Genomic DNA, 18,636 nt, shown 5'->3' on the forward strand with positions numbered 1-18,636 from the left:
TTCCCTCGCGAAGCTCAGCGGACCCAGGCGGCCAGGCGGTCGGCGATCTCGTACGCCGGGAGCACGGCCGTGGCCCCGCCCCGGCGTGCCAGCTCCCCCGGCATGCCCCACACCACGGCCGTCTCCTCGGCCTCGGCGATGGTCCGGCCGCCGCCGTCCCGGACCGCGGCCATCTCGGTGGCCCCGTCGTCACCCATGCCGGTGAGCAGGGCGCACACCAGCCGTTGCGGATCGATGTAGCGCCGGGCCGAGGCGACCATCCGGTCCACGCTCGGGTGCCAGCGGTATTCGGCGGCGGCCGGGACGGACTTGACGATCAATCCGTCGGTACGCCGGGCCACCACCACGTCGGCGTTGCCCCGGCCGATGTAGATGTTGCCGCGCCGCAGCGTCATGATCCGGTCCACCTCGTGCACCCGCAGCGCGCAGACCTCGTCGAGCCGGCGGGCCAGCGCCGCGGTGAACGACGCCGGGATGTGCTGGGCCACCACCACCGGCGCCCCCAGCGTGCCGGGCAGCTGTGGGAGCAGGTCGGAGAGCAGGGCCGGGCCGCCGGTGGAGGAGCCGATCAGGACCAGGTCGACCGAGCCGGCCGGGCCGATCTCCCGGGCCGGCGGAGCTACCGGCGCCCGCGGGGCCCGGACCGCGGCCCGGTTCAGTTTCGCCGCCGAGGCGCTGCGCACCTTGTTGACCAGCTCGACCGCGACGTCGTCGATGTTGAGCGACACCGTCCCGCCCGGCTTCGGCACGTAGTCCACCGCGCCCAGTTCCAGCGCCTCCAGCGTGACCAGGGCGTTGTGCTCGGTCAGCGACGACACCATGACGACCGGGGTGGGCTGCTCCTTCATGATCTTCGCCAGGCAGGTGAGCCCGTCCATCTCCGGCATGTTGACGTCCAGGGTCACCACGTCCGGGCGCAACCGGCCCATCTGTTCCAGGGCGTCCACCCCGTTGCGGGCGGTGAACACCTCGAAGTCCCCGGCCTCGGTGAGGATGCCCTTGAGCGCTCGCCGCATCAGCGCCGAGTCGTCGACCACCAGCACGGACGTAGACACCGGCCGGCTCCCGTTCAGACCCCGACGAGAGCGTCGCCGGTGACGTCGCCGCACAACTGCGCGGCCTGATCCGCCTGATCCGCCGCGAGCAGCTGATCCACCTGCACCAGCAGCAGCATGCGCTGCTGTTCCGGCAGGTTGGCCACCCGGGACACCACCCGGGCCTGTTCGGCGGAGAGCTCCGGCGCCGGTTCCAGGACGTTGCGGCCGACCCGGGCCACCTCGGCCACCGAGTCGACGATGAACCCGGTCCGGACCCCGCCGATGATCAGCACCACGATGCGCTGCCGCTCGTCGCGTTCGGTCCGGCCCAGTCCCAGCCGGGTCCGCAGGTCCACCACCGGCAGCACGGTCCCGCGCAGGTTGACCAGGCCCTCGACGAAGGCGTACGACTTGGGCACCCGGATCAGCGCCTCCGGCACCCGGATGATCTCCTGCACCGTGTCGACGTCGACGGCGTACTCCTCGTCGTCGAGCCGGAACACCACGAACAGTTCCTCGTCACCGCGGCCGTCGTCGTCCGCGATGTCCTCCGGTTCGTCGATCATGTCCTGCTCGTCCTCCCGCCGGTAGTCGGCGATCTCGTTGCGTACCTCCGGCGAGTCGAACATCCGGTTCACGTTCAGCACGGAGACCAGCCGTTTGCCGGCCTCGAGCCGGCACACCGACTCCACCTCGGTCTTGCGCCCCTCGCCGGCGACCACCCCGGGCAGCGGGGCGACCAGCTGGTGCGGCACCCGCAGCACCTCCCGCACGGTGTCCATCACCACGCCGACGATGCCGCCGTCGATGGAGACCACCACGATCCGGTTCTGCGGCTCCAGCGGCGTCACCGGCAGCCCGAAGACTCGCCGCATGCTCACCACCGGCAGCAGCCGGCCGCGCAGGTCGATCACGCCGAGCACCCGGCTGCCCGCGTTGGGCACGTGGCTGACCGATTCGGGCGCCTGCACGATCTCCTGCACCTGGTCGATCGGGAGGGCGTACTCCTGCCCCTCCACCGCGAAGCTGACCAGTTCCAGGGTGTCGTCCAGCTCGGCCTCGGCGTCGTCCTCGGCCGCGAGCCGGGTCGCCGCCGAGGTGTCCCGGCCGCCCCGCTTCTCGGCGAGCCGGGTGAACTGGCTGCCGATCAGCCGGTCCACGTCCAGCACCGTGGTCATCCCGCCCTCACCGGACTTGATCACCCCGACCAGCACGTCGGAGTTGACCGTGGCCTGCACCGCGTCGGCCGTCTCCATCTGCTGCGGGTCGATGCTGACCACGCTGGAGACCCGGTCCACCACGAAGCCGAGCGGCACACCGCCGTCCACCACGATCACCCGGGTGGTCTCGTCGTGCTCGGTCGGCTCCATCGCGCAGCAGCGTCGCAGGCTGACCACCGGCAGCACCCGGCCGCGCAGGTTGGCCAGGCCCTCCAGCGACGGCGGGCCGAGCGGCACCTTCACCACGGTGGGCATCCGGATGATCTCCTGCACCCGGCGCATCGGGAAGGCGTACCGCTCCCCGGCCATGTCGAATGTGACGAACTCGCGGTTCTCGTCGAACTCGTCGCCGTATTCGACGCCGTAGTCCTCGGCGGTGTCCATGCTCACGGTTCCCCTTATCCGGGCGTCAAGGCGGCGTACGAAAGCTCCGGGTCTCAGGCGGCGTTCTGGAGCTCGTCGGCGAGGGCGGCGATCTCCTCGACCGCGGCCGCGAGCTCCTCGGCGCCCTGGGCCTGTTCCCGGGCCGCGGTGGAGGCCTGCCCGGCGAGCTGTTCCGCCTCGCTGGCGGCCACCGAGATCTGTTCCAGACCGGACTTGACCTCGCCGAGCGTGTTCGCGATCTCCAGCGCCGACTCGCGGACCTCCTGGTTGCCGCCGCGGACCTGCTGCATGTCGCGTTCGATCTCCAGCAGCCGGGCCGTGGTGGCCTTGGCCGACTCGACCTCGGCCAGCGACATCCGGCTGGTCTCCTCCAGGTCGGCGCGGACCTCGATGATCCGGTCCTGCACCGCCTTGACCAGGTCCTTGATCCGGTCGGCGTTGTCCGCCGAGTCCCGGGCCAGGTTGCGGATGTCGGTGGAGACCACGGCGAAGCCCTTGCCGAACTCGCCGGCCCGGGCGGACTCGACCGACCCGTTCACGGCCAGCATGTTGGTCTGGATCGAGACGTTCGCGATGGCGTCCACGATCTTGTCGATCCGCCGGGAGATCTGCTCCAGCTCGGTCACCTTGCGGACGTTCTCGATGCCCTCCCGCGCGGCGGTGCCGATCGCGTCGATCATCGAGTCGACCGCCTCCTTGTTGCCGGTGATCAGCTCCAGGATCACGTCCGAGCGCTCCACCGCCGAGGCGCCCCGGTTGGCCGAGAGCTGCGCGCCCTGTTCGATCTGGTTCACCGAGTCGGCGGTCTGCTGACCCTTGGCAGCGGCCGTACGCGCGCCGGCGTTGATCTCGTTGATCGCGACGTTGATCTGGCTCGCGGCCCGGTTGATCTCCTCGACCGCGGCGGACAACTGCTCGGCCGCCGCGGCGACCTCCTCCGCGCTCTTGGCGATGTCGGTGCTGCTGCGCAGGGTCTCGGCGACCTCGGCCAGCGACTCGGCGGCCTGGTCGCTCTGCCGCAGCGCCTGGGTCTGCTGGGCCACCGTCTGCAGCGACTCCTCGCAGGCCGCCGACTGCTGCTCGGACGCCGCGGCGATCTCCTCGGTCCGCTGCTTGGCGGCCGCGGCGGCCTTCATCGCCTGGGTCGCGGACGTCGCCATCTCGGTCGACCCGGCCATGATCGTGCCCATGTCGGCCCGGATCGTCTCCAGCTGCGAGGTGATCGTCTTGCCCTTCTCCACCTCGCCCCGGGCCGCCTCGGCGGAGGTCTGCACCGCACCGGCGATGTCGGTGACGCTGCTGCGCACCTCGTCGATCAGGCCGCGGATCTGCCGGGCGCTGCGCTCGCTGGTCTCGGCCAGGGTGCGCACCTCGTCGGCGACCACGGCGAAGCCCTTGCCGTGCTGCCGGGCCCGGGCCGCCTCGATCGCGGCGTTCAGGGCCAGCAGGTTGGTCTGGTCGGCGATGTGCGCGACCGTCTTGACGATCTCGCCGATCTCGTCGGCCTGTTTCTCCAGCTCGGTGATGGTGGCCACCGAGCTGGACTGCCGGTTGGAGGCGCCCTCGACGTTCCCGAGCAGGCTGATGATGCCGTTCCGGGTCTCGTTGATCAGGCCCTGCAGCGCGTTGCAGAGATCGGCGACCTGCTTGGTGGTCTGCTCCTGCCGGGCGACCTTCTCCTCGACCTGGTTCATCGCGGCCAGGCTCTGCTGGGTGGCGCCGGACGACTCCTCGGCGCCGGCCGCGATCTGTTGCATCGATTCGGCGAGCTGCCGGGACGCCTCCGCGGCCTGGGCGTTCTGGGCGGAGATCTGCGCGGTCGCCGAGGCGATCCGTTCGGCGGCCTGCTGCTGTTTCGCCACCGACCGAGCCTGCCGCCGGTTGGCGTCCTGATCGGCGGCGACCCGACCCGGGCGGGCCGGGGCCGCCGGCCTGGTCATCCGGGTCGCGTCGGTGCCGCGCCCGCTGGCGGTGCTGGTGAGGGGCATGGGTGGTTCTCCCATCTGGGTCCGGTTGATCCGGTGCACGCGGGGGTCGGGCCGCGAAGATGGAGAGCACGCCTCCACTGCCCCGCCGACCAGGCAAATCCTGGCACCGGGCCGTTCACCCGAGAGGCGGAATCCGGGAAAATCGATGGGATACGGTCGGCGGATGCGTGCACTGGTACAGACCGTGAGCCGGGCGAGCGTCACCGTCGGCGACGAGATCACCGGCGAGATCAAGGACGGGCTGCTGGTGCTGGTCGGGGTCACCCACGACGACACCCCGGCCAAGGCCGCCGAGCTGGCCCGCAAGACCTGGGAGCTGCGGATCCTGGACGACGCCTCGGCCGCCGACCGGTCCGCCCCGCTGCTGGTGGTCAGCCAGTTCACGCTCTACGGCGACGCGCGCAAGGGCCGCCGGCCGAGCTGGAGCGCCGCCGCGCCGGCCGAGATCGCCGAACCCCTGATCGCGGAGTACGTGAACGCACTGCGCGCCCGGGGAGCGGTGGTCGAAACCGGCCGCTTCCGGGCGCACATGCTCGTCGAATCGGTGAACGTCGGACCGTGCACGGTCCTGCTGGAGCTCTGACGGGTCAGAAGAACAGGCCCCGCCGCTGGGCCGACTGGCGCAGCCACTGGTCGAGCCGGGCCACCCAGTCGATCTGCTCGGCGGTCGCGTAGTCGATGTCGAAACTGCCGAACGCGTCGTGCCCCTCGGTGAAGACCCCGCCGCGCTTGTCCAGCTCCAGCACCACCTGGAGCTTCTGCGGCGTCGGCAGGAAGGTCAGCTCGAGCTGGTTGATGCCGCTCGCGTACTGCCCCGGCGGGTAGAACTCGATCTCCTGGTAGAACGGCAGATGCTGCTCCACGCCGTAGACCCGGCCGTGCTCGACGTCGGCCCGGCTGAACCGGAAACCGAGGTCCAGCAACGCTTTGAGGATCCGCTCCTGGGCCGGCAGCGGGTGCACGGCCACCGTGTCCAGGTCGGACTTGTCGACCGCCCGGGCCACCTCCAGCTCGGTGGCGAGACCCATCGTCATGCCGGTCAGGTGCTGCCCGTACACCTCGGTGATCGGGGTCTGCCAGGGGACCTCGAAACGGAACGGGACGTCGTGGCGGACGCCCGGCTCCAACTTGAACGAGCCGGTCAGCCGCTGGCGGTGGAACTCCTGGTTCGTCTGGTACTCACTGTCGCCGCTCTCCACCTCGACCCGGGTGGTCAGGCCGATCGCGACGTACTCGATGTCGACGGCGTGGTCACCGCCCACCACGTGGACCTGGCCCTCCAGGAACCCGCCCGGGTAGGTGTTCGGATTGGTGAGCACGGTGTCGACCGAGGGTCCGCCGACACCGAACGCTTGCATCATTCGCTTGAAGACCACGCTGCTCCCCTTCGTAGGGCTGAACACGATATCGAGCTCCGGCAAACACTCACGGTGACGCAAGTCCGGCTTGTCGGTTTGGTGACCTCAGGGTTCTCCCTGATTCATGCCACCTGGTGCCCGGCCTCACCTCCGCTTAACGCGCCTCGGACGAAGCTTGCCCTCACACCGGCACGAAGCGCTGGGTACGCACGAGACGTTATCGCGGGGGAGGGGACTCGAAGTGGTCCTGGAGATGAAGAAGGCGCCGGAGTCCATGACTGTCGAGAACATCATGACCGACGAAGTCGAGACGCTCACCGACCTGGACGCCACCGACGAGCGGGGCGTCTCCGCCGACCTGGTCCGTGCCTACCTCAACGGCATCGGCCGCACCCGGCTGCTCACCGCCGTCGAGGAGGTGACCCTCTCCAAGCGGATCGAGGCCGGCCTCTACGCCGAGGAGAAGCTCCCCACGGCGCCCGCCGACCTGGCGCCCCTGCTGAAGGTCATCGTGACCGAGGGCAAGGCCGCCAAGAACCACCTGCTCGAGGCCAACCTGCGCCTCGTCGTCAGCATCGCGAAGCGCTACACCGGCCGCGGCATGGCCTTCCTCGACCTGATCCAGGAGGGCAACCTCGGCCTGATCCGCGCCGTCGAGAAGTTCGACTACACCAAGGGCTACAAGTTCTCCACGTACGCCACCTGGTGGATCCGGCAGGCCATCACCCGCGCCATGGCCGACCAGGCCCGCACCATCCGCATCCCGGTGCACATGGTCGAGCAGGTCAACCGGATGGTCCGCTGCCGCCGCGACCTGGCCGCCACGATCGGCCGCGAGCCCAGCATCGCCGAGATCGCCAAGGCCATGGACGTGCCCGAGTTCCAGGTCATCGAGCTGATCTCGTACGACCGGGAGCCGGTCAGCCTGGACCAGGCAGTCGGCGAGGACGGCGAGAGCGCCCTCGGTGACTTCGTCGCCGCCGCCGGCCCGACCGTGCCCGGCGAGGGCACCGCCACCGGCGAGCTGCGCAGCGAGGTCGAGATCGTGCTCGGCACCCTGTCCGAGCGGGAGTCCGCGGTGATCCGGCTGCGCTTCGGCCTGGACGACGGCCGCCAGCGCACCCTCGACGAGGTCGGCCGCGAGTTCGGCCTGAGCCGCGAGCGGATCCGCCAGATCGAGAAGGTCACCATGCTGAAGCTGCGTGACCCGGAGCGCGCCTCCCGCCTCGAGGCCTACGCCTCCTGAGGCTAGACGCTCCGCAACCTCCGGGGGCCGGTGTCCGGCCGGGCCCCCGGATCGCCGAACTCGACCGCGGCGTGCAGCACCGACCAGCCGTCCGGGCGGGCCAGCACCGGGTTCAGGGTCAGCGATCGGACCCGCGGGTGCTCGTCGGCCAGCCGGCCCATCCGCAGCAGCAGATCGACCAGCGCGGCCCGGTCCACCGGTGTGGACCCCCGGTAACCGTGCAGCAACGGGGCCGCCCGCGGCTCGTCGACCAGGGCCTCCGCCGCCCGGTCGGTCAGCGGCGCGGCCCGCCAGGCCAGGTCACCGAGCAGCTCGCTGGCCACCCCGCCGAGGCCGAAACCGACCACCGGGCCGAACGCCGGATCCTCCCGGAGCTCGACCGTGCAGGCCACCCCCGGCGCGACCATGGTCTGCACCAGGACCTCCGGGCCGAACGCGCCGGCCAGTTCGCCGTACGCCGCTCGTACCGCATCGTCGCCGTTGATCGCCAGGCGCACCGCACCGAGGTCGATCCGGTGCCGCAACGCCCCGCCGGCCGCCTTGATCGCCACCGGATAACCCAGCTCGGCCGCCGCCGCGACCGCCTCGTCGGCGCTTGCGGCCAGCGTGGACGGCACCACCGCGATCCCGTACGCGGCGAGCAGAGCGGTCGGGGACTCGGCCGCCACCGCGGCCTCCGCCGCCACCGGATCCACTCCGGACAACTCCGGCAGCACCCCCGGCGGACGGCGCAGCCAGTCGGCGTAACCGACCACCCGGGACAGCGCGCGGACCGCCTCCTCGACCGACGGATAGGCCGGCACCCGGGGCGGCGCCTGCCCGAAGACCATCGTCGCGACGGTCGGTTTCTCACCGGCCAGCGCCACACTCGCCAGCGCCGCCGCGAAGTCGGCGTCCTCGTCGGCGTGCCGGCCCGGCATCGGCGGCGCGAAGACCACCACCAGCGCGTCCACCTGATCGTCGACCGCGGCGTCGGCGAGCACGTCGGCCAGGTCGTGGGCGCCCGCCTCGGAGCCGGTGTCCCGCGGATAGCCGTCGGCCACCACCAGCCCGGCGGCCCGGCAGGCGACCACGGCCAGCTCACCCAGCGCCGACGAGTTGCCCACCACGGCGACCCGGCGGCCGGCCGGCAGCGGCTGGTGGGCCAGCAGCATGCCCACGTCGAACAGCTCCTGCACGGTGTCCACCCGGATCACCCCGGACCGGGCGAACAGGGCGGTCACCGAACTCGCGTCCGGGCCCGGCGTGTCACCGGCCAGACCCGGTGGGCGGGTCGCCGACGCCACCGCCACCACCGGCTTGACCCGGCTGATCCGGCGGGCCAGCCGGGCGAACTTGCGCGGGTTGCCGAAGGTCTCCAGGTAGAGCAGCACCACGTCGGTGCCGGGGTCGTCCTGCCAGTACTGCAGCAGGTCGTTGCCGGAGACGTCGGCGCGGTTGCCGGCCGACACGAAACTCGACAGGCCCAGACCGCGACGGTCCGCCTCGGCCATCAGCGCCACCCCGAGAGCGCCGCTCTGACTGAAGAAGCCGACCCGCCCGGCCATCGGCAGCCGGGGGGAGAGCGTGGCGTTCAGGCGTACCGACGGATCGGTGTTGGCGATGCCGAAACTGCTCGGGCCGATCACCCGCAGCCCGGCCGCCCGCGCCGCCTCGACGAGGGCCCGCTGCTGGGCGGCGCCCTCCGGACCGGTCTCGGCGAAACCCGCGGAGACCACCACTCCCCCACCCGCGCCGGACCGGGCCGCGTCGCGGCCGGCCTCGGACACCCGGTCGGCCGGCACCGCGATCAGGGCCAGGTCGATCGGGACACCGGCGTCGGCAGCGCTGCGGTACGCCCGGAGCCCGGCGACCCGGTCCGCGGTGGGATGCACCGGCACCAGCTCACCGGTGTAGCCCCCGTCACGCAGGTTGCCCAGCATCAGCGCGCCGATGCCCTGCCCGGTGGCGCTGGCACCGTAGATCGCGATGCCCCGCGGGGACAGCAGCCGGGCGATCGACCGGGCCTCGGTGAGGTGCTCGCGGGACTCCTGCACCTCCCGGGACTTCTCGGTCGGCTCGATCGGGAAGCTCAGGTGGACCACGCCGTCGGCGTACCGCCGGCGGACCTGGTAGCCGGTGTCGCCGAAGACCCGCAGCATGCCGTTGTTCTCCGGCAGCACCTCGGCGACGAACCGGACGATCCCGTTGCGCCGGGCCGCGTCGGCGAGATGCTCCAGCAGCACCGAGCCGATGCCCCGGCCCTGCTGCGCGTCCTCGACCACGAACGCGACCTCGGCCTCCGGGGAGTCCGGGCCGAGCCGTTCATAACGCCCGACCGAGGTGATCCGGTCGTCGGCGAGGGTCACGAACGCCTCGCGGTCGTGGTGGTCGACGTTGACGAAGCGGTGCAGGTCGCGTTCCGGAATGCGCGGATAGGGCGAGAAGTAGCGCAGGTAGCGGGTGCGCTCGCTCATCCGGGAGTGGAAGTCCACGATGGCCGGCGCGTCCTCCGGGCGGATCCGGCGCAGGTGGACCGACGTGCCGTCGGAGAGAAGGACGTCCGCGCCGCGCTCCATCGTCTAATCCCGGGGGTCGTGGGGATCGAGGCCGTGCAGCGGGAAGACCGCCGTCCGGGTGGCGAGGACGGCCCGGTCGATCGGGTCCTCACTCGTCCCCGGCCAGGGGGTGACCGTGGGCTCGGTGCCGTCCGTCATCACCTCCGGAATCGTAGTCCCCGGGCGGCGGCCGGCCGCCAGCGTCCGCCACCGCGGCGGGATGCGTGTCGCCGGGTCGAGCGGCTCGCCGGTGGCGACCGCCAGCAGATGGGTCCACGCCCGGGGCACCACCTCGACCAGGGCGTAACCGCCGCCCCCGGTCGCCACCCAGCGACCGTCGCAGATCTCGTCGGCCAGGGCGCGCATCGCGATGTACGCGGCCCGCTGCCCGTCCACCGACAGGCGCAGGTCGGCGAGCGGGTCGAGCCGGTGCGCGTCGGCGCCGCACTGGCTGACGATGATCTCCGGGGCGAAGGCGCGGACCACCGACGGGACGATCGCGTGGAACGCCCGCAGCCAGCCGTCGTCATCGGTGCCCGGGGGCAGCGGCACGTTGACGGCGGTGCCCTCCGCGTTCGGCCCACCGGTCTCGTCGGCGAACCCGGTGCCCGGGAAGAGCGCCAGCGGCGTCTCGTGCAGGCTCACCGTGAGCACCCGCGGGTCGTCGTAGAAGGCGGCCTGCACGCCGTCGCCGTGGTGCACGTCGACGTCGATGTAGGCGACCCGCTGCGCCCCGTTCTCCAGCAGCCAGGCGATGGCCACCGCGGGGTCGTTGTAGACGCAGAACCCGGCCGCCCGGGCCGGCATCGCGTGGTGCAGCCCGCCGGCCACGTTGACCGCCCGCCGGGCCACCCCGTGCCAGACCGCCTGGACCGCGGCCAGGGTGGCGCCGCAGATCCGCGCGGAGGCCTGGTGCATGTCCTCGAAGACCGGGTTGTCGGCGGTGTTGAGTCCCCATCCGGTGAAGAACGGGTCGATCGGGGCCAAGCGGACGGCGTCCAGATAATCGGCGCGGTGCACCCGGGTGAGATCGGTCTCACTCGCCTCGGCCGGAGTGATCAACTGGACGCCGGGACGGTCCAGCACGCCGAGTTCCCGGGCCAGGGCCATGGTCAGTTCGACACGCACCGGATCGAGGGGATGGTCGCCCATGTCGTACTCGAGCAGGGTGCTGTCCCAGACCACCGCGGTGGTGTCGTCCGCCATGCCCGCCATGCTCCCATGCCGCGGGCGTCCCCCGGATGGGGCGATGTGCTGTTAGCACACGTGTTCCGGCGTCGGGTAGGGTCTTCAGGCACTTGTCCAGGGCGGAGGTCAGCCCAACGCAACGCGGTATTATCGCTGCTGGGAGGACCACATCGTGAACGATCTCGTCGACACCACCGAGATGTACCTTCGCACCATTCTGGAGCTCGAGGAAGAGGGTGTGCCCGCGTTGCGCGCCCGGATCGCCGAGCGCCTGCGCCAGAGCGGCCCCACGGTGAGTCAGACCGTGGCCCGGATGGAGCGTGACGGTCTGCTGACCGTCGAGGGCGACCGGCACCTCGTGCTCACCGACCTGGGCAGGGCCACCGCCGTCGGTGTCATGCGTAAACACCGTCTCGCCGAGCTGCTGCTCGTCAACGTCATCGGGATGCCCTACGAGGAGGCCCACGAAGAGGCCTGCCGCTGGGAGCACGTGATGAGCGACGCCGTCGAGAAACGCGTCTACGACCTGCTCAACAAGCCGACCCGGTCGCCGTACGGGAACCCGATCCCCGGTCTCGATCAATTCGGCGCCCCCGACGACACCTCCGAGTCCCTCACCCACGGCGAGCGCAATCTGGCTTTCCCGGGGCTGAGCGGCAGTGTCGTCATCCGCCGCATCTGCGAAAGCGTCCAATCCAACGCCGACGTGCTGCGCCAGCTGCACGCGGCCGGCATCAACCCGGGCACCACGGTCACCGTGGCCCAGGAGCGTGACGGGGTGACCATCGACGGCACGGCCGGCGACAAGATCCGCCTGCCGCGCGAGGTGGCGTCCCGAGTGTTCGTGGCGGCGCGCTAGGTCCTAACCGTTTGTCGTGCTCAAAGCCTTGGCGAGGTTGAGCAGTCCGGCGTCCGACGTCTTCACCTGTGCCGCGGGGGTTCCCTTCGGGAAGGTGAGACGCAGTGTCTGGACCTGCTTGGCCTCGCTGAGCCAGCCGATCTCGGTGCTGATGCCGTGCTCACCCGCGGGCTGGACGTAAGTGCGGTAACCCGCCCGGCCCAGCCCCTTGAGCTTCACCGCCTTCGCCGGCATCCGCTCGGCCATGAAGACCTCGGCATTCGCCTTGGTCGTCTCCACCACCGAGAGCGACAGGTCCGGCCAGGGCTCGCCCAGTTTCTGCACCACGCAGCTCGACGTGTCGTCGAGCTGGTCGGCGGCGGCCACGTCGAACCGGAAGCCTATCGTCTGCTCGATCAGGTCCCAGTCCCACAGGATGCAGGCGCCGCCCGCGGCCGCGGCGGGCTCCACCACGATCGAGGCGGACGGGACGGGCTCGACGATGGCGGCCTTCTTCTCCTCGTCGGCGGAGCAGCCGGTGAGGGCGAACAGCACGGCGACGGCGCCGATCACGGCCAGACGCGTAGGCACTTCTTGATCCTCCCCGGGGCGGGCGCACACACCGTACTGTCCCGGCCGGATCGGCGCTACTTGACACCCGGTGTCAAGTAGCGCCAGGATTGCCGCGTGACCCTCGCCGAGCAGTTGCTGCGCATGCTCGACAACCGGCTACTGGATCCGCTGGAGATCCTGCTCCAGGACGATCAGCCGGTCGGCGCGCTGCGCGACCTCCTCCGGGTTCGGGTCGGCCGGTGGGCCCGGGTGCTGGAGGGCGACGACGACGCGGCGGCCGTCCAGCTGATCGCCCGGCTGATCGGCACGCTCCATCCGGGCGACCAGCCGTTCAACCCGCCCGCCGACTGGTGGCGCAGCCCGTTCGGGCAGATCGTGCTCCGGCGGGCCGGTCATCCGTACGCCGCATCGGTCTCCTATGCCACCGCCGGCGCCATGCTCGGCATCACCCGCCAGGCCGTGCACGACCTGGTCCGCCGCGGCCGCCTGCCGCGCGACCCGGACGGCGGCGTGCCCGTCGCCGCGATCCGGGCCCGCCTATCCTCCGGGGGAACCTCATGATCAACGACCGCCTCATCGACGCCGGCTCCGTGCAGCTGGCGGTCCGTGACTTCGGCGGCGACCAGCCGCCCCTGCTGCTGGTGCACGGCGCCGGCGGCAACCTCGCCCAGATGACCACCCTGGCCCGGGCGCTGCGCCCGCACCACCGGGTCGTCACCCTCGACCTGCGCGGGCACGGCCGCTCCGCCGACGGCGACTGGACCTGGGACAACGCCCTCGGCGACCTGGCCGCCGTCTGCGCCCAGCTGGAGATCGAGCGGCCCGCCGTGGCCGGCCACTCGCTCGGCGGCATGCTGGCCGCCCTCTGGGGCGAGCGGCACCCCGACTCCCCCGGCGTGATCAGTCTGGACGGCAACCCGCCGCCCACCCGCCCCGAGCATCTGCCCGGCCTCGACCCGGAGAAGGCGGCCGCCGAGCTGGCCCGGCTGCACGCGGTGTTCGACGCCGTCCAGGCCGCCGCCGGTCAGGTCATCCCCGCCGAGCAGCTGCCCGACCTGGTCGAGCGGCAGCAGATGGCGGCCCGCGACATGGGCGCCAACGAGAAGGTGTGGGTCGAGGGCTTCCGCCGCGGGCTGCTGCACAGCGACGGCGAGACGTCGCTGCGCCCGTCGGCCGGGCTCACCGCCCAACTGCGCACCACGATGAACCAGCTGGACCTGGGCCCGGTGTACGCCGCGACCACCTGCCCGCAACTGGTCGTGCTGGCGACCCGGGACCTGCCGGAGCAGGAGCCGTTCGCCGACCTGTACGCGGCGTACCGGCGCTATCTGGTCGAGCAGGCCAAGTCGGTGCCGCACCTGCGCTGGGTGTCGCTGGCCGACGCCTCGCACGCCATGGTGATGGAGCAGCCCACCGTGCTGGCCGGCCTGATCACCGAGTTCCTGGTGGCGAACCGGAACCGCTAGGTCCGGCGGTTCCGCAGCCACACACCGAACTCGACCGCGGTGCGGACCCCGTTCTCCAGCACCGCGGTGCAGATGTCGTAACCGCAGACCTCACCCGGGTACTCCGGGCGCTGGTGCCAGACGGTCTTGACCGCGAGGATGGCCTGCCGCTCCTCGCCGGTCAGGCGGCCGGCCAGGTCCCGGTGCCACTCGCTGACGTCGGCGTGGTCGTCGTGCAGCCAGATCGACAGGCCGACACACCACTGCCCGACGGTGAGCGTGACGTGGTGCCGTTCGTCCCGCGGTTTCCCGCTCGGCGACCGGTCACCACGCTCGTCGCGGTAACTGAAGCCGGTCAGTCCCGGGATCGTGACCGCCCGCCCGAGCAGCGCGACCACGTCCGCCGGCCCGTAGTCCGGCCCACCGTCGAGCATCACGTCCAGGTCGCGCCACACCATCAGCCCCGAGACGAAGCTGCCGGTGGGTGTCAGCGCCCCCAGCGGCTCGAGCAGTGCCAGCACCGAACGCGCCTCCGCCTGCAGGTCCTCCGGGCTGCCCATCCTGTGTCTCCTCCCCACGGCGCCACTGGCCCCGTCGGGACATTGTCGGATGTGGCCGGTCACCCCTCGACAGCCGGGGGTTTGCGATCCGCTCTTCGCCGGCACCGGCGGTCGGTAGATGCCGCCCGCTGTCCTTTCCGGACACCATTGGCCGATGCGAATCAGATCCGACTCCACGCTCAACCGGTTGCTGCGAAAGATCCTGGAACTCGGACCCACGGAGAACGTTCGCCCCTCCGTGGAGGACGTCCTCCGGCACGTGGGCGATCGCAGCCCTTACCGAGGCGGGAAGGAATTGACCGAGTTACTACGAGCGGCCTTCTCAAGGGCCCGGTCAGAACACGACGACGCCACCGCCGAGAGAATCGAAGACGCACTGGGCTACGCAATGAATACCCTGCTCAGGCCGGATCTCGAGGCTAAGTATCAGCTTCTCGACGGCAGCCGCCGACGCGGAATTCAACTGATTGAGCAAGTGACGGTCACCGCCGCCCGGTTCGTCACGGACCAGGCTGATCGATACCACGAGGAGAACCCCGGCACGAACGCTGAACAACTGCTGGCGTTCCTCCGCGATCTGCCGCATTTCGAGATCTCTGAGGCCCTCGACGATCCGGGCACATACCGAATGGCTCGAGGAATGGACGAGGGTGCAGTCTGGGCCGAGCGGACCATCCGGCATTGCCTGCGGTTCGAGGATGAGGCACCGATCCTGGATGCGGACGATCTGGCCTCCGCTCCGCTGAGCATGTTGATCGAAGTCGCCCAGCTACGGCTCCGGCAACGGAGCCTGGCGGAGTTCGAATCCACCGTTCTCAGCCCGCACAGCACCGAACACGATCTCCAGAAGGTTTTGGAGAGGAACCTCTGGATCTTCGGCGGAACCTACCTGCCAAAGACGGCGACTCGCCGCTTGGTACCCGGCGCCGAATTCGACCTGCCGCTACTCCGGCCGGACGGATCGATGCACGTTGTCGAACTCAAACGCGCCAACGTTCCGCTCCTGACCCATCAGCGCGGTTGGCTCGTACCGAACGACCACGTCCATCGCGCTGTGGCACAAGTGACGAACTACCTGGTGGCCCTTGACGAGTCAGCGCCACGCCTGCTGACGGACTCAGGCCTCGACACACGCCGAGTAACAGCGACGGTCGTCATCGGTCATCCGGAATTCGGTTCAGAAGAGAAGAACGAGCAAGCAGTCAATCGAGCCCTGCGCATTTTCAACGGCAACCACGCGCGCATCGAAGTGATCACGTACAAGCAGCTACTGGATGGCGCAAAACGCTCACTGACGTACAAAAAAGTTGCTGATTAGCGAAACGGACGGCGCGTAGATACGCGCCGTCCGTTTCTCAGAACCTCTCACTCAGCTGCAGCCGGAGGTGGAGCCGCAGCCCTCGCAGACGTAGCAGCTTCCGGCCCGGCGCATCTTCGTGCCGCAGGTGAAGCAGAGCGGCGCGTCCGACGCGTGGCCGGTCTTCAGTTCCAGCAACTCGGTCGAGGAACCCACGGTGACCGGGGTCGCCGCGGCCTTGACCTCGGCCACCGTGACGGTCGCCGACGGCGCCGACGCGATGACGACCTGGGCCTGGGCGGCCTGGGCCGCTTCGGTGGCCGCTTCCGCGGCGGCTTCGGCGGCCGCCTGCGCGGTGCGCTCCTTGGCCGTGAAGATGCCCAGCTCGGCCCGGGTCTCGTAGGGCAGGAAGTCCAGCGCCAGGCGACGGAAGATGTAGTCCATCACCGAGGTCGCCATGCGCACGTCCGGGTCGTCGGTCATGCCGGCCGGCTCGAAGCGCATGTTGGTGAACTTGCTGACGAACGTCTCGAGCGGAACGCCGTACTGGAGCCCTATCGAGATGGCGACCGAGAAGGCGTCCATGACACCGGCCAGGGTGGAACCCTGCTTCGACATCTTGAGGAAGACCTCACCGAGACCGTCGTCCGGGTAGGACGAGGCGGTCAGGTAGCCCTTGGCGCCGGCCACCGAGAACGACACCGTCTCCGAGGCGCGCTTCTTCGGCAGGCGCTTGCGGATCGAGCGGTACTCGACGACCTTCTCGATGATCTTCTCGACGTCCGCCGCCGGAATGGCCGCCGGCTCGACGACGTCGGTCTTCTTCTTGGCGGCCGACAGCGGCTGGCCGACCTTGCAGTTGTCGCGGTAGATCGCGAGCGCCTTCAGGCCCAGCTTCCAGCCCTGGTAGTGCACCTCCTCGATCTCCTCGACGGTCGCCGTCTCCGGCATGTTGACCGTCTTGGAGATGGCGCCGGAGATGAACGGCTGCACGGCGGCCATCATCTTGACGTGGCCGAGCGGCGAGATCACCCGGTCACCCATGGCGCAGTCGAAGATCGCGTAGTGCTCGGTCTTGAGACCGGGCGCGTCGACCACGTTGCCGTTCTCGGCGATGTGCTCGACGATCGCCTCGACCTGCTCCTCGGGGTAGCCGATGCTGCGCAGCGCCCGCGGGACCGTCTGGTTGACGATCTGCATGGAGCCGCCGCCGACCAGCTTCTTGAACTTGACCAGGGCCAGGTCGGGCTCGATGCCGGTGGTGTCGCAGTCCATCATCAGGCCGATGGTGCCGGTCGGGGCGAGGACGGAGGCCTGGGCGTTGCGCCAGCCGTTCTTCGCGCCGATCTTGTTACCGCTCTGCCACTGCCGGGTCGCCTCACGGAGGATCTCGGTGGCGACGGCACCCTGCGGGCGGACCTCGTCGTTGGCGGCGGCGTGCTTGCGCATGACGCGCTGGTGCGCCTCGGCGTTACGGGCGTAACCGTCGTACGCGCCGACGACACCGGCCAGCTCGGCCGAGCGGCGGTAGGCGGTACCGGTCATCAGCGAGGTGATCGCCGCGGCGATGCCACGGCCGCCGTCGGAGTCGTACGGCAGGCCGGAGGCCATCAGCAGCGCGCCGATGTTGGCGTAGCCGATGCCGAGCTGCCGGTACGCCCGGGTGGTGATCCCGATCTTCTCGGTCGGGAAGTCGGCGAAGCAGATCGAGATGTCCATCGCGGTGATGATGAACTCGACGCTCTTGACGAACTTCTCCACCTCGAAGCCACCGTCGGCCTTGAGGAACTTCATCAGGTTCAGCGAGGCCAGGTTGCAGGACGAGTCGTCCAGCGACATGTACTCCGAGCACGGGTTGGACGCGGTGATCCGCCCGGTCTCCGGGTTGGTGTGCCAGTCGTTGATCGTGTCGTCGTACTGCAGGCCCGGGTCGGCGCACTCCCACGCGGCCTGGGCGATGCCGCGGAACAGCCTCTTGGCGTCGATGGTCTCGATGACCTCGCCGTTGAGCCGGCCACGGAGCCCGAACTCGGTGCCTTCTTCGTACGCCCGCATGAACTCGTCGCTGACCCGCACCGAGTTGTTGGCGTTCTGGTACTGCACGCTGACGATGTCGGCGCCGCCCAGGTCCATGTCGAAGCCGGCGTCCCGCAGCGCGCGGATCTTGTCCTCCTCGCGCGCCTTGGTCGCGACGAACTCCTCGATGTCCGGGTGGTCCACGTCGAGGATGACCATCTTGGCGGCCCGCCGGGTGGCGCCACCGGACTTGATGGTGCCCGCGCTGGCGTCCGCGCCCCGCATGAAGCTGACCGGGCCGCTGGCGGTGCCGCCGGAGGTGAGCAGCTCCTTGGAGGAGCGGATCCGGGATAGGTTGACGCCGGAGCCGGAGCCGCCCTTGAAGATCAGCCCCTCTTCCTTGTACCAGTCCAGGATCGCGTCCATCGAGTCGTCGACGGAGAGGATGAAGCACGCACTGACCTGCTGCGGCGACGACGTGCCGACGTTGAACCAGACCGGCGAGTTGAAGCTGAACACCTGGTGCAGCAGCATCCAGGTCAGTTCGTGGTCGAACAGTTCGGCGTCCGAGGCGGTGGCGAAGTAGCCATACTCCTCACCCGCCTTGCGGTAGGTCTGTACCACCCGGTCGATGAGCTGCTTGAGCGACCACTCCCGCTCAGGTGTGCCCACCGCACCCCGGAAATACTTGGTCGTGACGATGTTCGCCGCGTTCACGCTCCAGAACGCCGGATACTCCACGCCCCGCTGCTCGAAGTTGATCGAGCCGTCCCGCCAGTTCGTCATGACGACGTCGCGGCGTTCCCATTCCACCTCGTCATACGGATGAACGCCCTCGGTCGTCCAGACCCGCTCCACCCGCAGCCCCCCGGCCGCAGCGCCGTTGCCGCCGCCGTTGTTCCGGCTGCGCTGGCGACCTGCAGTGATGCCGTCTCCGGCCATATGGATG

General features: G+C 70.2%; 15 protein-coding genes. 6 read left to right on the forward strand and 9 right to left on the reverse strand.

Going from position 1 to position 18,636, the window contains the following annotated elements; genetic code table 11:
* Window positions 1–14: 14 nt before the first annotated feature.
* Genes cheB through Aco03nite_RS17535 form a run of 3 tightly spaced genes read right to left on the reverse strand, consistent with a single transcriptional unit; the run spans window position 15 to window position 4,629 of the window.
* Window positions 15–1,055: a chemotaxis-specific protein-glutamate methyltransferase CheB gene (gene cheB, locus Aco03nite_RS17525; RefSeq protein ID WP_203796414.1), complete on the reverse strand. Its 1,041-nt coding sequence runs from the start codon at window positions 1,053–1,055 to the stop codon at window positions 15–17.
* 14 nt (window positions 1,056–1,069) lie between these two features.
* Complete coding sequence (locus tag Aco03nite_RS17530) at window positions 1,070–2,641, reverse strand: chemotaxis protein CheW (RefSeq protein ID WP_203796476.1); 1,572 nt, start codon at window positions 2,639–2,641, stop codon at window positions 1,070–1,072.
* 53 nt (window positions 2,642–2,694) lie between these two features.
* Window positions 2,695–4,629 (reverse strand): methyl-accepting chemotaxis protein, encoded by a 1,935-nt coding sequence (locus tag Aco03nite_RS17535; protein WP_203796415.1) that lies wholly within the window; start codon window positions 4,627–4,629, stop codon window positions 2,695–2,697.
* A 163-nt stretch (window positions 4,630–4,792) separates the two neighbouring features.
* Here Aco03nite_RS17535 and dtd point away from each other — a divergent pair, with 163 nt between their 5' ends.
* Window positions 4,793–5,212, forward strand: a complete 420-nt coding sequence (gene dtd, locus Aco03nite_RS17540; protein ID WP_203796416.1) for a D-aminoacyl-tRNA deacylase — start codon at window positions 4,793–4,795, stop codon at window positions 5,210–5,212.
* A 4-nt stretch (window positions 5,213–5,216) separates the two neighbouring features.
* Here the strand turns inward: dtd and Aco03nite_RS17545 are convergent, their stop codons facing one another.
* Entirely contained in the window at window positions 5,217–6,005 is a 789-nt protein-coding gene (locus Aco03nite_RS17545; protein WP_203796417.1) for a sporulation protein, read from the reverse strand.
* Window positions 6,006–6,279: 274 nt separating this feature from the next.
* Between Aco03nite_RS17545 and sigB the strand changes: the two genes are divergently transcribed.
* A complete protein-coding gene (sigB, locus tag Aco03nite_RS17550; protein ID WP_307837644.1) occupies window positions 6,280–7,233 on the forward strand; it encodes an RNA polymerase sigma factor SigB in 954 nt (317 codons plus the stop codon).
* A gap of 2 nt (window positions 7,234–7,235) precedes the next feature.
* Here sigB and Aco03nite_RS17555 read toward each other — a convergent pair whose 3' ends face one another.
* Together Aco03nite_RS17555 and Aco03nite_RS17560 are read right to left on the reverse strand one after the other, a co-directional pair.
* On the reverse strand, window positions 7,236–9,791 hold the full coding sequence (locus tag Aco03nite_RS17555) for a bifunctional acetate--CoA ligase family protein/GNAT family N-acetyltransferase (protein WP_203796419.1): 2,556 nt from the start codon (window positions 9,789–9,791) through the stop codon (window positions 7,236–7,238).
* 3 nt (window positions 9,792–9,794) lie between these two features.
* Window positions 9,795–10,976 (reverse strand): acetoin utilization protein AcuC, encoded by a 1,182-nt coding sequence (locus tag Aco03nite_RS17560; RefSeq protein WP_203796420.1) that lies wholly within the window; start codon window positions 10,974–10,976, stop codon window positions 9,795–9,797.
* 151 nt (window positions 10,977–11,127) lie between these two features.
* Here Aco03nite_RS17560 and Aco03nite_RS17565 point away from each other — a divergent pair, with 151 nt between their 5' ends.
* Window positions 11,128–11,817 carry an iron-dependent transcriptional repressor DtxR gene (locus Aco03nite_RS17565; RefSeq protein WP_275415877.1) on the forward strand — a complete coding sequence of 230 codons (690 nt, stop codon included), beginning with the start codon at window positions 11,128–11,130 and terminating at the stop codon, window positions 11,815–11,817.
* 3 nt (window positions 11,818–11,820) lie between these two features.
* On the opposite strand, the gene Aco03nite_RS17570 is transcribed toward Aco03nite_RS17565, so the two are convergent.
* Window positions 11,821–12,387 (reverse strand): hypothetical protein, encoded by a 567-nt coding sequence (locus tag Aco03nite_RS17570; RefSeq protein WP_203796422.1) that lies wholly within the window; start codon window positions 12,385–12,387, stop codon window positions 11,821–11,823.
* Window positions 12,388–12,483: 96 nt separating this feature from the next.
* On the opposite strand from Aco03nite_RS17570, the gene Aco03nite_RS17575 reads away from it, so the two are divergent.
* Together Aco03nite_RS17575 and Aco03nite_RS17580 are read left to right on the forward strand one after the other, a co-directional pair.
* The gene (locus Aco03nite_RS17575; RefSeq protein WP_239145227.1) at window positions 12,484–12,930 is read left to right on the forward strand and encodes a hypothetical protein; all 447 of its coding nucleotides are present in this window, start codon (window positions 12,484–12,486) and stop codon (window positions 12,928–12,930) included.
* On the forward strand, window positions 12,927–13,835 hold the full coding sequence (locus Aco03nite_RS17580; RefSeq protein WP_203796423.1) for an alpha/beta fold hydrolase: 909 nt from the start codon (window positions 12,927–12,929) through the stop codon (window positions 13,833–13,835). The genes Aco03nite_RS17575 and Aco03nite_RS17580 overlap by 4 nt, the downstream gene beginning before the upstream one ends.
* On the opposite strand, the gene Aco03nite_RS17585 is transcribed toward Aco03nite_RS17580, so the two are convergent.
* Complete coding sequence (locus tag Aco03nite_RS17585) at window positions 13,832–14,374, reverse strand: hypothetical protein (protein ID WP_203796424.1); 543 nt, start codon at window positions 14,372–14,374, stop codon at window positions 13,832–13,834. The two genes, Aco03nite_RS17580 and Aco03nite_RS17585, sit on opposite strands and share 4 nt — an antisense overlap.
* Window positions 14,375–14,528: 154 nt before the next feature.
* Between Aco03nite_RS17585 and Aco03nite_RS17590 the strand changes: the two genes are divergently transcribed.
* Window positions 14,529–15,692, forward strand: coding sequence for a Shedu anti-phage system protein SduA domain-containing protein (locus Aco03nite_RS17590; protein ID WP_203796425.1), 1,164 nt, complete (start codon window positions 14,529–14,531; stop codon window positions 15,690–15,692).
* 51 nt (window positions 15,693–15,743) lie between these two features.
* Here the strand turns inward: Aco03nite_RS17590 and Aco03nite_RS17595 are convergent, their stop codons facing one another.
* The gene (locus Aco03nite_RS17595; RefSeq protein WP_203796426.1) at window positions 15,744–18,629 is read right to left on the reverse strand and encodes a vitamin B12-dependent ribonucleotide reductase; all 2,886 of its coding nucleotides are present in this window, start codon (window positions 18,627–18,629) and stop codon (window positions 15,744–15,746) included.
* Window positions 18,630–18,636: the final 7 nt, after the last annotated feature.

Source organism: Actinoplanes couchii, from assembly GCF_016862075.1.
GTDB lineage: Bacteria > Actinomycetota > Actinomycetes > Mycobacteriales > Micromonosporaceae > Actinoplanes > Actinoplanes couchii.

What these genes read in the sequence shown, in the direction of transcription:
- Aco03nite_RS17530 (WP_203796476.1), bottom strand. Translation starts at nt 2,641, where the DNA reads ATGGACACCGCCGAGGACTACGGCGTCGAATACGGCGACGAGTTCGAC.
- Aco03nite_RS17535 (WP_203796415.1), bottom strand. Translation starts at nt 4,629, where the DNA reads ATGCCCCTCACCAGCACCGCCAGCGGGCGCGGCACCGACGCGACCCGG.
- dtd (WP_203796416.1), top strand. Translation starts at nt 4,793, where the DNA reads ATGCGTGCACTGGTACAGACCGTGAGCCGGGCGAGCGTCACCGTCGGC.
- sigB (WP_307837644.1), top strand. Translation starts at nt 6,280, where the DNA reads ATGACCGACGAAGTCGAGACGCTCACCGACCTGGACGCCACCGACGAG.
- Aco03nite_RS17555 (WP_203796419.1), bottom strand. Translation starts at nt 9,791, where the DNA reads ATGGAGCGCGGCGCGGACGTCCTTCTCTCCGACGGCACGTCGGTCCAC.
- Aco03nite_RS17560 (WP_203796420.1), bottom strand. Translation starts at nt 10,976, where the DNA reads ATGGCGGACGACACCACCGCGGTGGTCTGGGACAGCACCCTGCTCGAG.
- Aco03nite_RS17580 (WP_203796423.1), top strand. Translation starts at nt 12,927, where the DNA reads ATGATCAACGACCGCCTCATCGACGCCGGCTCCGTGCAGCTGGCGGTC.
- Aco03nite_RS17585 (WP_203796424.1), bottom strand. Translation starts at nt 14,374, where the DNA reads ATGGGCAGCCCGGAGGACCTGCAGGCGGAGGCGCGTTCGGTGCTGGCA.
- Aco03nite_RS17590 (WP_203796425.1), top strand. Translation starts at nt 14,529, where the DNA reads ATGCGAATCAGATCCGACTCCACGCTCAACCGGTTGCTGCGAAAGATC.
- Aco03nite_RS17595 (WP_203796426.1), bottom strand. Translation starts at nt 18,629, where the DNA reads ATGGCCGGAGACGGCATCACTGCAGGTCGCCAGCGCAGCCGGAACAAC.